Source organism: Achromobacter sp. GD03932 (assembly GCF_029839485.1).
In the GTDB taxonomy this organism is placed as follows: Bacteria; Pseudomonadota; Gammaproteobacteria; order Burkholderiales; family Burkholderiaceae_B; genus Achromobacter; species Achromobacter bronchisepticus_A.
In genome coordinates this window covers 67,903-81,078 of the sequence record NZ_JAOCAT010000003.1, presented here as the reverse complement: position 1 = coordinate 81,078, position 13,176 = coordinate 67,903, and the positions used below count along the sequence as shown (strand labels likewise).

The window sequence follows — 13,176 nt, the reverse complement described above, 5'->3', positions numbered from 1 at the left end:
GGCGCCTTCAGGCCGCAGGAATGGATACGCGTAGCACTAAGCATGGGGAACGAACCGGGTGGGAATGGCAAGACAGGCGCGGGAACGCCAGGAAGGGAAAAGATTGTCGCATAGCCGGACCGTCGGGCAGGACGGAAGCAATAAACGCCCCAGTGGGGCGTTTATTGACCGGTGTTACCAAGTCATTGTTATCACAGGGAAAACCCGAAATGCGCAGAGGCTATCCCAAGGCTTGTCCACAGTTGCTGTGGGTAATTCAGTCGGCTTTTTGCGCCGGGATTCAGGCGTGGGCGGCAGACTGCATCGGGCCGGACCAGGGTTCGGCGTCGATTTGGAAGCGCAATTCCTGGTATTCCCCGTCCACCGAGACGGAAGGCAGCAGGCCCGCACCCAGCGCCTGGCCCAGCGCGCGGCGGCACAGGGTTTCAGGATCGTCGGGCAAGGACTGGAACACCCCGTCCGGTATGCGCAGGCGCAGCAGCGCCTGGGGATCGCCGCGTTCGGCGGGCCTGCCGATATGAATATGGGCGGGATAGCCGTGGGGGCACCAGATGCCCACGTGGTACTTGCCGTCAGCGCCCGTATCGGCGACATAGCCGGGATGATCGTATTTTGCTGTTCCCATGGACCCTCCTCGAGTGCGGCAACGTAGCGCGCGTGACCCATGGTAGCGCAGGGCTGCGGGCCTGTGCGGCCGCGCATACCAGGGAAAGTCCGGACTGGAACAAAGGTTTGACGCAGAGCAAGCAGCGCCAACAATCCAGCCGCGAGGCGAAAAAAAAGCCGCGATGAATATCGCGGCTTTCTTCTGCTTGAAACTGGTTGCGGGGGCAGGATTTGAACCTACGACCTTCGGGTTATGAGCCCGACGAGCTGCCAGACTGCTCCACCCCGCGTCTGATGTGTGAATCATACATCATTTTGAAATCTTGTGCAGCGCACCGAGGGAATTTTTTCGGTTTTTGGCCAAATTCAGCTGAAAAAATGCGGCAGCCGCCTGAAAAAAACGCTGTGCATAGCCCGGCATGTCCATGCATATCACCTCGGCCGGGCCGATGGCCGTGACCTGCGCCACGCCGCCGTAGCCCAGGCCATGCCCTTCCCCCGCGTTGATGCGCACCGAAACCGCGCGAGGCAGTCCGCCCGCGGCTTCCGGGCCGTTCACCGGTTCCTCGATCCGCACGCTGCCGCTGACGCACACCAGGGTGGCGCCGGCGCGCAGGACCAGTTTCCGGCTGGCGCCGGCGGCAAGTTCCAGGCGGCGGGCCTGGGCATCTGGGGTGTACGTCGCAATCATCGTCGTCTCCTGTCGGACAACCACAGACTACGCGCGCCCTGCTATGCGCAACAGTCACACTCTCAAGGTTTCTGTACCGATGCAGATCCTCGATTTATGCGCTGTTATGGTGTACTTTGCCTGAATCTGTGCCTAGTCTCACACCAACCTCGGGGAGCATGATCGGCGCATGGATCCGCAACCGCTTTATCTACGCCTGGCCAACCATTACCGGCGCGCCATCCAGACGGGCGTGCTGGCGCCCGCCCAGCGCATGCCCTCCGTCCGCACCCTGGTGCGCACCCATCACGTCAGCCTGTCCACGGCCTTGCAGGCCTGCCGCCAGCTGGAAGATGACGGCCTGATCGAAGCGCGGCCGCGCTCGGGCTACTTCGTGCTCAAGCCGCGGCGCAACACGATTCCGCCCGTGGACGAGCCGGACATCCGCCAGACGCTGGGCGCCGCGCAATACGTGGGCATCCACGACCGGGTCTCGGACTTCGTGGCCAAGTGCGAAGCGCACCCGGTCAGCGCCAACTTCGCCCTGGCCGCGGCGGTGCCCGAGGCCTATCCGCTGGAAGAACTGAAGCAGGCCATGACGCGGGCGCTGCGCCAGTCGCCACAGGTGCTGGTCAGCCCGGTTCCGCCGCAGGGCCATCCGGACCTGCGCACCGTGCTCGCCCGCCGCGCGCTGGCCAACGGCATCAACGCCACGCCGGACGACGTCATCGTCACGCACGGCTGCATCGAGGCGCTGAACCTGGCGCTGCGCGCGGTGGCGCGTCCCGGCGACACGATCGCGGTCGAATCGCCCGCCTACTTCGGCCTGCTGCAGATTCTGGAAAGCCTGGGCATGCGGGCGCTGGAAATTCCCACCAGCCCGCAGCACGGCCTGTCGATCGAAGCGCTGGACCTGGCGTTCCAGACCCACGGCAACATCCGTGCCGTAGTGGTGGTGCCCAACTTCCAGAACCCGCTGGGCTGCGTCATGCCCGATGCGGAAAAAGCGCGGCTGGTCGCCCTGTGCGAACGCCAGCAGGTGCCCCTGATCGAAGACGACACCTACGGCGCGCTGACCGACGACGACACCCCGCTGGCCGCCGCCAAGTCCTGGGACGCGACCGGCAATGTCATCTATTGCTCGTCCATGCACAAGACGCTGGCGCCGGGCATGCGCCTGGGCTGGCTGCTGGGCGGGCGCTGGAAGGCCCGCATCGCCATGCTGAAGTTCGCCCAGAGCCGCCCCAACGAACCATTGGCGCAGATCGCCGTGGCCGAGTTCATGGGTTCGCGCGCCTACGACCGCCATCTGTCGCGCCTGCGCCGGCACCTGAAGATGCAGCGCGACCAGACGGCGGAGACCATCGCCGCGCACTTCCCTCCCGGCACCCGCCTGAGCGTGCCGCAGGGCGGCATGCTGCTGTGGGTGGAAATGCCCGATGGACGTTCCGGCACGGACGTGTTCGAAGCCGCGCTGCGCCAGGGCATCCGGGTTGCGCCGGGCGCCATGTTTTCCAACGGCATACGCTACAACCACTTCCTGCGCATCAGCTGCGGGCAGCGCACCACGCCCGAGATCACCGCTGCCCTGCAGACGCTCGCGCGCATCGTGGGCGAGCGGCCCAGATGAATCCCGCCCTGCACCAGTTCATCGTCGACTACGGCCTGTGGGCGGTGCTGGCCGGCACCCTGCTCGAAGGCGAAAGCGTGGTCGTGTTCGCCGGATTCCTGGCGCACCAGCACCTGCTGCACCTGCCCTATGTAATGCTGTGCGCGTTCGCCGGCTCATTCCTTGCGGACCAGGTCTTGTTCCTGCTGGGCCGCCGCTATCGCGATCATCGCTACGTCCGGAAGGTCCGCCAGAAGCCGGCATTCGAAAAGGCCTTGGCGGCGGTGGACCGCTATCCGCACGGCTTCATTCTCAGCCTGCGCTTTCTATATGGCCTGCGCACGGTGGGGCCGGTGGCCCTGGGCGTATCGAGCGTGCCGCCGCTGCGCTTCCTGGCGCTCAACGCCATTGCCGCCGCCATCTGGGCGGTGTGCTTCAGCGCCCTGGGCTATCTGTTCGGCCAGACGATCGAATCCATGCTGGGACGCCTGCACGGCGTCGAGACCAAACTGGCCGTGGCCGTCGCGATCGGCGCGCTCATCTGGCTGGCGTATCACCTGCTGGGCAAGCGCCGCAAATAACGGCGCTCAGACCACCAGCTTGCCGCTGGCGCGCAGCACATAACGGCGCCGCGCGTTGCGGTACCAGCGGCCCACCAGGGGCAAGCGCGCCAGGCGGCGCAGGATGGGATGGCGCTGGTCGAAGTCGTGCCAGGCCTTGAAGCCATGCCCCATGCGCTCCCAGCTCTGGCGCGCCTCGGGGGAAAGTTTGCCGGGGTCGAACGCCGCCAGCTTTGCTGCTTCCGAGACGCGCATCGCGATCGATCCGCCCCGGCATTCCAATGAATACTGATTCCGCATGGGGCCGCATATTACCCGGCTTGCATGACCTGCGGCAGCGCTTGCTGCGCGCTGCCGCAACGAGCAATTGGAGCCAGGTTTGACCGCCCCATGCAAGCCTTTGTAATTAAAGGAAAATGAACATCTATGCCCGCACTATCCCAAGGCTTGTCCACAGAAGTTGTGGGTAACTCTTGCAAGCCTGGACCCGCACGGCAGTCTATTTCAGGGCGCCCAGAATCATGTCGCGCACGCTCTCGAAACCGGCCACGTATTGCGGATTCTCGGAGCGGGCCAGCAGGCTGGAATAGTTCTGTTCGAGCTGGGCTTCGATGGCCTCGCGCAGGCCGGGCGAGGCCTTGGCCAGATGCAGCATCGACAGCACGGTCGAGTTCAGCGCATCGATGCGGCCGCCCTGATGCGAAATGGTGTGCACGATGACGGCGATTTGTTCCTGGATGTCCATGTGTAAGCCTCCTGGCATTGAAGTCGGCGCAAATCCTAGCATGGCGCCACGCCCACCCATGCTAGGCAAGCCCTGCGCGCCGCGCTAGCATGAAGCGTAGCCGCAGAGGCACGGCGGCGCACGTCACCGGCTCCGTTTCCAGGGCTGCGCGCCCGCGAGCATCCGGTGCAACCGGAGGCTTCCGATGAAGACGATCCAGAACTACGTTGCGCCGGACGCCCAGTCCATGCGGCGCCTGCAGGACCGGCTGGGGTACAGCGACGCGCGCATGGCGGAGCTGGCCGGACTGGACGCAGCCATCCCCTGGCACAGTTTTATCGGCGGCGCCGAGCCGCGCTCGCTGGGCCGCCAGCGCCTGTTTTTTGTTGCGGCCCGTCTCACGCTGGACGAAGCGCAATGGCAGCGCGTGCTGGCGGCCATGCACGATCTGGGCGCGCGCTTCGATTACCAGGACACACGGCATCCCGACGCCCTGCCCGCGCCGGAACCCGTCGCCGACGAAGAGCGCAAGTTCGGCATGCTGCTGGTCAGCCGCAACGGCTCCTTCCATGAAATGGAGCAGTTGCGCGAGTTCGCGCATTTCGCGCACGAGGCCGACGTCAGCCGCTATGTGCATTCGGCCTTCTACGATAGCGACATCGATCTGTGCCGCTTCAGCTTCGCCGACCACGATGGCCTGGACGACTCCAGCCGCGACCGCATCTTCGATGCCGCGCGCAAGACCATCACGCGTTTCGAGTTCGACGGGCGCATCTATCAGGGCGGCATTCCGCCCGAATCCGACGGCTAGCGCGCGGCGCCATGCTGGCGTGCGCGGGCTGCCGCGCATTGACGCGGGCAGGCCCGGGCCTGTACCGTCGGCACTCGCGCCCTCTCGCTCCATGCCGCCCATCCCCGTATGAACGAACGACTCGACGCCATCGACCGGCAACTGCTCAGCCTGCTGCAAGCCAATGCGCGCGAACCCGCGGCCATCCTGGCGCGCAAGCTCGGCCTGGCCCGCACCACGGTGGTTGCGCGCATTGCGCGGCTCGAACGCGAGCACATCGTGGCGGGCTATGGCGTACGCCTGGGGCGCTTGCTGGAAGAAGCGGCGGTGCGCGCCTATTGCTTCATCAGCGTGCTGCCCAAGACCCCCGCCGCGGTGATCCGCGAACTGGAGAAGATGCCCGAGGTCGAAGAGGTCTCCTCGGTCAGCGGCCCCTACGATTACCTCATCTTCCTGCGCTGCGAAACCCATGAACAGCTGGACGAACTGCTGGATCGCATCGGCCTGATCGACGGGGTCAAGCAGACCCAGACTTCCATCGTCCTGAGCCGCAAGCTCGACCGCCGCAGCGCCGTGGCCGCGCCATGAAATGATGGTGTAATGAGGGCAACCGCCATTTCAGGACACCCCATGTTTGCACGCCTTGCCCCCGCCGCCATATTGCTTGCCCTGCTGACCGCCTGTTCCAGCATGAGCGAGGTGACGCCCGTCGGCAAGGACACCTACAGCGTCACCCACAGCTCCGGCTCGCAGATGATGACCTGGGTGGAAATCAAGAACCAGGCCCTGCTGCGGGCCGAACAGTATTGCCAGTCGATCGACCGCAAGCTGGTCAAGCCCAAGATCACGTCCAACCACGCGACCGGCCTGGGTCCCAAGCGCGCCACCGTGACCTTCGAATGCGGCGTCATCGAGCCGCCCAAGAATTCCTCGAAGTGAGACGGCGGCCCGCCCCGATCCGCAACACAACTTCAGTCCCCGCATCGTGAACACCTCCCTGCCCGTAGGCATCACCATGGGCGATGCCGCCGGCATCGGCCCCGAAATCGTCATCAAGGCCTACGCGCAAGGCCTGAACGCGCCTTGTGTGGTCTATGGCGACGCCGGCGCGCTGCGCCGCGCCGCCGCCCAGCTGGGCGCCAGGCTGGAGATCGTCGAGGTCGCCGATGTCAGCCAGGCAGCGCCGGGCGCGGACCACATCAACGTCATCGCCTGCAGCCCCGCCCTGCCCGCCGACCTGCCCTTGGGACAGATCAGCGCGGCCGCCGGACGCGGCGCTTACGATTACGTCTGCGCCGCCATCGACGATGCGCGGGCCGGCCGCATCCGCGCCATCGTCACCGCCCCGCTGAACAAGAAATCCATGCATGCCGGCGGCATCGACTACCCGGGCCACACCGAGATCCTGGCGGAGCGCTCGGACACGCGCGACTTCGCGATGATGCTGGCCAACGACGAGCTGCGCGTGCTGCTGGTGACCATACACGTGGCGCTGGCCGACGTGATCGCGCGCATCACGCCGCAAGCGGAACTGACCGCCATGCGCCTGGCCGACCAGGCCTGCCGCCAGATGGGCATTGCCCAGCCGCGCGTCGCGGTCGCGGGCCTGAATCCGCACGCGGGTGAAGGCGGCAAGTTCGGCCGCGAAGACATCGACATCATCGAACCCGCAATCGCCGCCGCCCGCGCGCAAGGCATAGACGCGAGCGGTCCCTGGCCTGGCGACACGATCTTCATGCGCGCCCGGCGCGGCGAGTTCGATATCGTGGTGGCGCAGTACCACGACCAGGGACTCATTCCGGTCAAGTACCTGGGCCTGGACCATGGCGTGAACGTGACCGTGGGCCTGCCTTTCGTGCGCACCAGCGTGGACCATGGCACCGCCTTCGACATCGCGGGCAAGGGCCTGGCCGACCATGCCTCGCTGGTCGCGGCGTTCGACCTGGCGCTGGCCATGACGCCCTGAGCGCGGCGCCACGGCCCTGCCGTGGCCCAGCAGCGCTGACAACTGGCTGTCAGGAAGCAAGGCGTCCCCGGGACTACAATACGGCCCGTTTACGGCGCCCGCGGCGCTTTCCGTCCGCCCTCCCCCTTCCATCCCTCATGTCACGCCTTGCCCGCCTACTTCCCGACCGCTTCACCCTCTACCTGATCTGCACCGTCATCATCGCCAGCATCGTGCCCGCCCACGGGCAAGGCGTGGTCGTGTTCGGCTGGATCACCAACATCGCGGTCGGCCTGCTGTTCTTCCTGCACGGCGCGCGCCTGTCGCGCGAGGCCATCATCGCCGGCCTGACGCACTGGAAGCTGCACCTCACGATCTTCTCCGCGACCTTCCTGATGTTCCCGCTGCTGGGCCTGGCGCTCAAGCCGGTGCTGGAGCCGCTGGTCACGCCCGAGCTCTATCTGGGCATCCTGTTCCTGTGCTGCCTGCCCGCCACGGTGCAATCGGCCATCGCCTTCACCTCGATGGCGCGCGGCAACGTGCCGGCCGCCGTGTGCAGCGCCTCCGCCTCAAGCCTGCTCGGCATCTTCATCACTCCGCTGCTGGTGGGCACGGTGGTCGCCAACGCGGGCAGCGCGCCGATCTCGTTCGACGCCGTCGGCAAGATCATGCTGCAGCTGCTGCTGCCCTTCGTGCTGGGCCAGTTCGCCCGCCGCTGGATCGGCGCCTGGGTGCACAAGCGCAAGGCCATGCTGAAGTTCGTCGACCAGGGCTCCATCCTGCTGGTGGTCTACACGGCTTTCTCTGAAGCCATCAACGAAGGCCTGTGGAGTTCGACCCCGATCCCCGCGCTGGCCGGCCTGGTGGTGGCTTGCGCCGTCATCCTGGCACTCGCACTGGGCCTGTCGGCCCTGGCCGGCCGCGTGTTCGGCTTCAATGTCGAAGACCGCATCACACTGTTGTTCTGCGGTTCGAAGAAAAGCCTGGCCAGCGGCATTCCGATGGCGCAGGTGCTGTTCGCCGGCCACGCCGTGGGCGCAATCGTGCTGCCATTGATGTTGTTCCACCAAATCCAGCTGATGGTGTGCGGCGTGCTGGCCGCGCGCTTCGGCAAACGCCCCGAGGCGCAAGCCTGAGGCGAGTTCGCAGCCACAACGAAAAACCGCGCCGAAGCGCGGTTTTTTTCTTGGGGCCAAAAGGCTCAGTACATGTCGCGCGGCTGCGCACCCGAGAAGTTCAGGAAGCGCGTGCTGGAGCCCTGGAAGGTCAAACGCACCGAGCCGATGGGACCGTTACGCTGCTTGCCGATGATGATCTCGGCGGTGCCCTTGTCCGGCGAATCAGGGTTGTAGACCTCGTCGCGGTAAATGAACAGGATCACGTCCGCGTCCTGTTCGATAGCGCCGGATTCGCGCAGGTCGCTCATCACGGGACGCTTGTTGGGGCGCTGTTCCAGGCTTCGGTTCAGCTGCGACAGCGCGATCAGCGGGCAGTTCAGTTCCTTGGCCAGCCCCTTGAGCGAGCGGCTGATTTCCGACACTTCGGTGGCCCGGTTTTCACCCGAGCCGTTGCCCGACATGAGCTGCAGGTAGTCGATGATGATCAGGCCAAGCTGGCCGCATTGGCGCGCCAAGCGGCGCGCGCGCGCGCGCACTTCCATCGGGCTGAGCGCCGGCGATTCATCGATGTAGACCTGCGCGTCCTGCATCAGCTGGACCGCGTGGGTCACGCGCGGCCAGTCCTCGGCGATCAGCTTGCCGGTCCGCATGCGATGCTGGTCCAGCAGGCCCACGGAGCCCAGCATACGCATGGCCAGTTGCACCGCGCCCATTTCCATGGAGAACACCGCCACCGGCAGCCCTTCCTCGATGGCGACGTGCTCGCCGATGTTCATCGAGAACGAGGTCTTGCCCATGGACGGGCGGCCGGCCACGATGATCAGGTCGCCGCCCTGCATGCCCGAGGTCATCTTGTCCAGATCGGTGAAGCCCGTGGGCACGCCGGTCACGTCGGAGGTGCTTTCGCGGTGATAGAGCTCATCGATGCGTTCCACCACCTGCGTCAGCAGCGGCTGGATTTCCTGGAAGCCCGCGGCGCCGCGTGCGCCTTCCTGGGCAATCTGGAACACTTTGGACTCGGCCTCGTCCAGCAGCTGGCGCGCTTCCTTGCCCTGCGGGCTCATGGCGGCCGCGGAGATCTCGTCGGCGATCGCGACCAGCTTGCGCAGCATGGCGCGCTCGCGCACGATCTCGCCATAACGGCGGATGTTGGCGGCCGATGGCGTGTTGTGGGCCAGCGCGTTCAGATAGGCCAGGCCGCCGGCATCCTCGGCCTTGCCTGCGCTGACCAGCGATTCGTGGACGGTGATGACGTCGGCCGGGCGCGCCAGCCCGATCAGGCGGGCGATATGGTGCCAAATCAGCCGGTGGTCATGCCGGTAGAAATCCTCTTCGACCAGCACGTCGGCAATGCGGTCCCAGGCCGCATTGTCCAGCAGCAGGCCGCCCAGCACCGACTGCTCCGCCTCGATGGAATGGGGGGGAACGCGCAGGTATTCGAGCTGGGAGTCGGCAGGTGTATTCATGACTTCAATAGTAACGGCTGCAGGATGTCCGCGACGCGGAAGAATCCCTGGATATCGCGCGAGGGCAATCGGCCCAGCACCACGCGCAAGGGCGCGGCAATGCCGCAGAGCACGCGCGCCAGGCGCGTCAGGCGGGATCGGACCTCAGGGTCTGGGTTGCTCTCGAAATAGACTTCGAACGCCAGTTTACCCAGCGTACGGGCCACATCGTCCGGCAATTTACGCAAAGACACCAGAGAGGCCAGCATCTGGAACAGGTCATAGGCCTGGGCCAGCGGCCGCGACAGCGTCGAACCGATGTTCTCTTCGAAATCGATGCGCCAGAGCTCGCCGTCCTGCAAGGTGATGTTGCGGATCTGGGCGCCGCCATGCCACAGGCCGCGGGCATGGAAAGCGGCCAGGTCGGCCGCGGCGGCGCGCGCCAGCCACAAGCGGGATGTCGTGTCCTCGTTGCGGATCAGGTCGGCCAGGTCTTCGCCCACGTATTCCAGCACCAGCAGACCCTGCTCCTGCCACCAGACCTCGGGCACGCGGCAACCGGCCTTCAGAAGTTGAGCAAGGCGCTGCGACTCGTGCGTCAGGCCGTTGCGCAGCAACACGCCCGGACGTGGAAACTCACCCAGGAAAATCTTGCACCCCACGCCCAGGAACAGGGCGCGCACATAGCGCAGCGCGTAGCTCACGCCCTGGCCGATGCTGGAACGGCGGCGCTTGATGATGCAGCGCACGCCATCTATCGTCACATCCCTCACCGAAGGTTCACGCGACGCATCCACGCTGTCCAGCCAGGCTCGCAGGCCTGGGGGCGCGTTGTGGTGCACGGGGGGCTGAGTCAAGACGTCCTCTGAGGAATGCGGCGCGGGGCCTGGATCGTGGAGTCCGAAGACTACACGCAATACGGCGATGGGCAAAAAGAAAAAAAGCCGGCGCGCGGGCCGGCTTCTTTTTTACTGCGGGTACCGGCTTAGGACAGTTCGCCTTCGACCAGGATCGTCACGTCGACCAGAACGTCGGCGTGCAGGGCGACCTGGGCCGGGAACTCGCCGATCGACTTCAGCTGGCCGTTGGGCAGGCGGATTTGCGCCTTTTCCACGGCTTCGAAGCCAGCCTTGCGCAGGCCTTCAGCGATGTCGGCGTTGGTGACCGAGCCGAACAGACGGCCGTCGACGCCAGCCTTCTGGACGATCTTCAGCTGGAAGCCGGCGACGCGCTCGCCCAGAGCTTGGGCAGCGGCCAGCTTTTCAGCCTGGGCCTTTTCCAGTTCGGCGCGGCGCGCTTCGAATTCCTTCAGGGCGGCGTCGGTTGCGCGACGGGCCTTGCGCTGGGGGATCAGGAAGTTGCGGGCGTAGCCATCACGCACGCGGACGACTTCGCCGAGGTTACCCAGGTTGACGACTTTTTCGAGCAGAATAACTTGCATTTCAGTGCCCCGGATTAGTTGTGGTTGTCGGTGTAAGGCAACAGGGCCAGGAAGCGCGCGCGCTTGATGGCGGTGTCCAGCTGACGCTGGTAGATTGCCTTGGTGCCGGTCAGGCGAGCCGGGATGATCTTGCCGTTTTCTTGCACGAAGTCGCGCAGGGTGTCCAGATCCTTGTAGTCGATCTCTTCCACGCCGGCAGCGGTGAAGCGGCAGAACTTACGACGCTTGAAGAGCGGGTTCTGCTGCGTGAATTTGCGTTTTTCCTTGCGTTTTCCGAAGAAAGCCATGATATGTGCCTCTTTGTTTGAGGGGGCCGGGTTCTACCCAAAACGGGCCCAAACCCCCATAACCTATCCGTAATCAGAAGGCGCTCATCGCGCCTCTTGCCCAATTCCCTTCAAGCCACCAGCGGATCGCGCCCTGCGCTGCCGCTGATCCTGCGTGCCTGCTGCAAATGCAGCTTGACCTTCACCGAGTCCTTGCGGGTGGGAGCAAGAAACCCCTGCACCAGCAATTCGGACCCTAGCGCGGTGTCCTTCAGCAGCAACGCCAGATCGCCCAGTGCCACGGCCGCGATAGTCAGTTCGACGCGGCGCGGGTGGCCAGCTTCGATGACTTCCGACTCGTGCGCCAGCACCATTTCCAGTGCGGGCAAACCGGCGGGAGTGTGGCGCAAAGGCTCGCATTCGAGAACGCGGGCGCTGAGTTCCAGCTTGTTCATCCTGCCAGGCACCGAGGGGACTTCATGGGATGAGCTCTGCGTGAGCCCTGCTTACTCGGCCTGAGCCGGCGCTGCTGCTTCAGCCGAAGCCTTGCGGGCTTCTTCGCGTTCGACCGACTTCATCATGATCGAGGGCGTGGCTTGAGCCTTCTTGGTCTTGATGACCAGGTGGCGCAGAACGGCGTCGTTGTAGCGGAACGAGTGTTCCAGCTCATCCAGCGTGGCTTGGCCGCACTCGATGTTCAGGCAGACGTAGTGAGCCTTGACGAGCTTCTGGATCGGGTAGGCCAGTTGACGGCGACCCCAGTCTTCCAGGCGGTGAACCGAGCCGCCTTGGCCCGTGACCAGCGCTTGGTAACGCTCGACCATGGCGGGCACTTGCTCGCTTTGGTCGGGGTGAACGATAAACACCACTTCGTAGTGACGCATGAGTAAAACTCCTTGAGGATGTCTCGCTGGCCGACCGTCCTGCGCCCCCGCTTTCCATCAGGGGCGGATCGCAATATGCATCTTGAACAGTGGCCCGCAAGGGGCAGCCCGCTACCCAAAAACCATGGGCGGTCGAGCAAGAAAGCTCTCGATTATCACCGATTGAGCGGTCAGGCGCAAGCTAGAGGCCGGTCAGGAAATAAGGGACGGACTATTTCCATCGCCCTGCCCCGCCTGCCGAGGCAAATCGGCAACATCGATTTCCTGGGGACGGTTGACCACGCTGACCATCACGTAGCTGATGATCATAAGCAGGAACCATGAGCCCAGCTTGGCGATGGACACGAGTTGCCAGCCCTGCGACTGGTTCGGATAGCGCCAGGCGTTGGCAAAGGTGCCGATGTTCTCGGCGAACCAGATGAACAGGGCCACCAGCACGAAACCCAGCAATAGCGGCATGCGGCGGTAGACCTGCCAGATACGGAAATACACCCAGGTGCGGGCGAACAGGATGGCGGTCAGCGCGAACAGCGCCCACCGGATATCCATGATGTAGTGGTGCGCAAAGAAGTTCAGGTAGATCAGCACCGACAACGCCACGCAGGCCGCCAGCGGCGGATGCGCGCGGAAGCGGAAGTCGAACAGGCGCCAGACGCGGGCCAGGTAGCTGCCCACCGCCGCATACATGAAACCCGTGAACAGGGGCACGCCGCCGATGCGCAGCACGCTGGCCTCGGGATAGATCCACGAACCCGCGGCGGTCTTGAAGACTTCCATGCCCGTGCCCACCACATGGAACAGCAGGATCACGCGGGCTTCGCTCCAGGTTTCCATGCGCAGCGCCAGCAGCAGCGCCTGGATGCCCAGCGCGGCCAGGGTCAGGAAGTCGTAGCGGGCCAGCGCGGCATCCTTCGGATACCACCAATGCGTGCCGAGCAGCAGCGCGCACATCAGGCCGCCGAAAAGGCAGGCCCAGGCCTGCTTCACGCCGAAGCGGAAAAACTCGTAGAGCGCGACGCCAAAACGGCCGCGGCCGGCCAGATTGCTGGCCAGCCGCGATTCCCACTCCTGCAGCCCCGCGATGAGCGGCCAGTCATTGGCCGCCGGATGGCTCACGG

18 protein-coding genes and 1 tRNA gene are annotated in these 13,176 nt (G+C 65.1%); 7 read left to right on the top strand and 12 right to left on the bottom strand.

Annotation, left to right across the window (positions count from 1 at the left end):
- Positions 1-280: 280 nt before the first annotated feature.
- The 3 genes from N5C88_RS03680 to N5C88_RS03670 form a co-directional block, all read right to left on the bottom strand.
- On the bottom strand, positions 281-625 hold the full coding sequence (locus N5C88_RS03680) for a hypothetical protein (protein ID WP_118933347.1): 345 nt from the start codon (positions 623-625) through the stop codon (positions 281-283).
- A gap of 194 nt (positions 626-819) precedes the next feature.
- Positions 820-896: transfer RNA gene (locus N5C88_RS03675), tRNA-Met, on the bottom strand.
- A gap of 20 nt (positions 897-916) precedes the next feature.
- Entirely contained in the window at positions 917-1,297 is a 381-nt protein-coding gene (locus N5C88_RS03670; RefSeq protein WP_059379239.1) for a hypothetical protein, read from the bottom strand.
- A gap of 169 nt (positions 1,298-1,466) precedes the next feature.
- Between N5C88_RS03670 and N5C88_RS03665 the strand changes: the two genes are divergently transcribed.
- Complete coding sequence (locus tag N5C88_RS03665) at positions 1,467-2,906, top strand: PLP-dependent aminotransferase family protein (protein WP_059379240.1); 1,440 nt, start codon at positions 1,467-1,469, stop codon at positions 2,904-2,906.
- Complete coding sequence (locus tag N5C88_RS03660; protein WP_118933349.1) at positions 2,903-3,466, top strand: DedA family protein; 564 nt, start codon at positions 2,903-2,905, stop codon at positions 3,464-3,466. Before N5C88_RS03665 ends, N5C88_RS03660 begins: the two co-directional genes overlap by 4 nt.
- Positions 3,467-3,472: 6 nt before the next feature.
- Here the strand turns inward: N5C88_RS03660 and N5C88_RS03655 are convergent, their stop codons facing one another.
- Positions 3,473-3,700, bottom strand: a complete 228-nt coding sequence (locus N5C88_RS03655) for a hypothetical protein (RefSeq protein WP_223283424.1) — start codon at positions 3,698-3,700, stop codon at positions 3,473-3,475.
- Between the two features lie 244 nt (positions 3,701-3,944).
- Positions 3,945-4,190: a hypothetical protein gene (locus tag N5C88_RS03650; protein ID WP_054451036.1), complete on the bottom strand. Its 246-nt coding sequence runs from the start codon at positions 4,188-4,190 to the stop codon at positions 3,945-3,947.
- Between the two features lie 184 nt (positions 4,191-4,374).
- Between N5C88_RS03650 and N5C88_RS03645 the strand changes: the two genes are divergently transcribed.
- The 5 genes from N5C88_RS03645 (at position 4,375) to N5C88_RS03625 (ending at position 8,040) form a co-directional block, all read left to right on the top strand.
- The gene (locus N5C88_RS03645; RefSeq protein ID WP_280014705.1) at positions 4,375-4,980 is read left to right on the top strand and encodes a hypothetical protein; all 606 of its coding nucleotides are present in this window, start codon (positions 4,375-4,377) and stop codon (positions 4,978-4,980) included.
- A gap of 108 nt (positions 4,981-5,088) precedes the next feature.
- A complete protein-coding gene (locus N5C88_RS03640; RefSeq protein ID WP_054451034.1) occupies positions 5,089-5,547 on the top strand; it encodes an Lrp/AsnC family transcriptional regulator in 459 nt (152 codons plus the stop codon).
- A gap of 42 nt (positions 5,548-5,589) precedes the next feature.
- Positions 5,590-5,898 (top strand): hypothetical protein, encoded by a 309-nt coding sequence (locus N5C88_RS03635; protein WP_059379243.1) that lies wholly within the window; start codon positions 5,590-5,592, stop codon positions 5,896-5,898.
- 46 nt (positions 5,899-5,944) lie between these two features.
- Positions 5,945-6,925 (top strand): 4-hydroxythreonine-4-phosphate dehydrogenase PdxA, encoded by a 981-nt coding sequence (gene pdxA / locus N5C88_RS03630; protein ID WP_280014704.1) that lies wholly within the window; start codon positions 5,945-5,947, stop codon positions 6,923-6,925.
- A gap of 137 nt (positions 6,926-7,062) precedes the next feature.
- Positions 7,063-8,040 (top strand): bile acid:sodium symporter family protein, encoded by a 978-nt coding sequence (locus N5C88_RS03625; protein WP_054451031.1) that lies wholly within the window; start codon positions 7,063-7,065, stop codon positions 8,038-8,040.
- Positions 8,041-8,105: 65 nt separating this feature from the next.
- Here the strand turns inward: N5C88_RS03625 and N5C88_RS03620 are convergent, their stop codons facing one another.
- The 7 genes from N5C88_RS03620 to N5C88_RS03590 form a co-directional block, all read right to left on the bottom strand.
- Entirely contained in the window at positions 8,106-9,488 is a 1,383-nt protein-coding gene (locus tag N5C88_RS03620; protein ID WP_054451030.1) for a replicative DNA helicase, read from the bottom strand.
- Positions 9,485-10,324, bottom strand: coding sequence for an RIO1 family regulatory kinase/ATPase (locus N5C88_RS03615; protein ID WP_059379247.1), 840 nt, complete (start codon positions 10,322-10,324; stop codon positions 9,485-9,487). Before N5C88_RS03615 ends, N5C88_RS03620 begins: the two co-directional genes overlap by 4 nt.
- A gap of 128 nt (positions 10,325-10,452) precedes the next feature.
- A complete protein-coding gene (gene rplI / locus N5C88_RS03610) occupies positions 10,453-10,908 on the bottom strand; it encodes a 50S ribosomal protein L9 (protein WP_054451028.1) in 456 nt (151 codons plus the stop codon).
- A 14-nt stretch (positions 10,909-10,922) separates the two neighbouring features.
- Positions 10,923-11,195, bottom strand: coding sequence for a 30S ribosomal protein S18 (gene rpsR / locus N5C88_RS03605; RefSeq protein ID WP_006218308.1), 273 nt, complete (start codon positions 11,193-11,195; stop codon positions 10,923-10,925).
- A 110-nt stretch (positions 11,196-11,305) separates the two neighbouring features.
- Positions 11,306-11,629, bottom strand: coding sequence for a primosomal replication protein N (priB, locus tag N5C88_RS03600; RefSeq protein WP_054451027.1), 324 nt, complete (start codon positions 11,627-11,629; stop codon positions 11,306-11,308).
- A gap of 51 nt (positions 11,630-11,680) precedes the next feature.
- Complete coding sequence (gene rpsF / locus N5C88_RS03595; protein ID WP_013392507.1) at positions 11,681-12,058, bottom strand: 30S ribosomal protein S6; 378 nt, start codon at positions 12,056-12,058, stop codon at positions 11,681-11,683.
- Between the two features lie 192 nt (positions 12,059-12,250).
- Positions 12,251-13,174, bottom strand: a complete 924-nt coding sequence (locus N5C88_RS03590; RefSeq protein WP_059379249.1) for a DUF817 domain-containing protein — start codon at positions 13,172-13,174, stop codon at positions 12,251-12,253.
- Positions 13,175-13,176 lie beyond the last annotated feature (2 nt).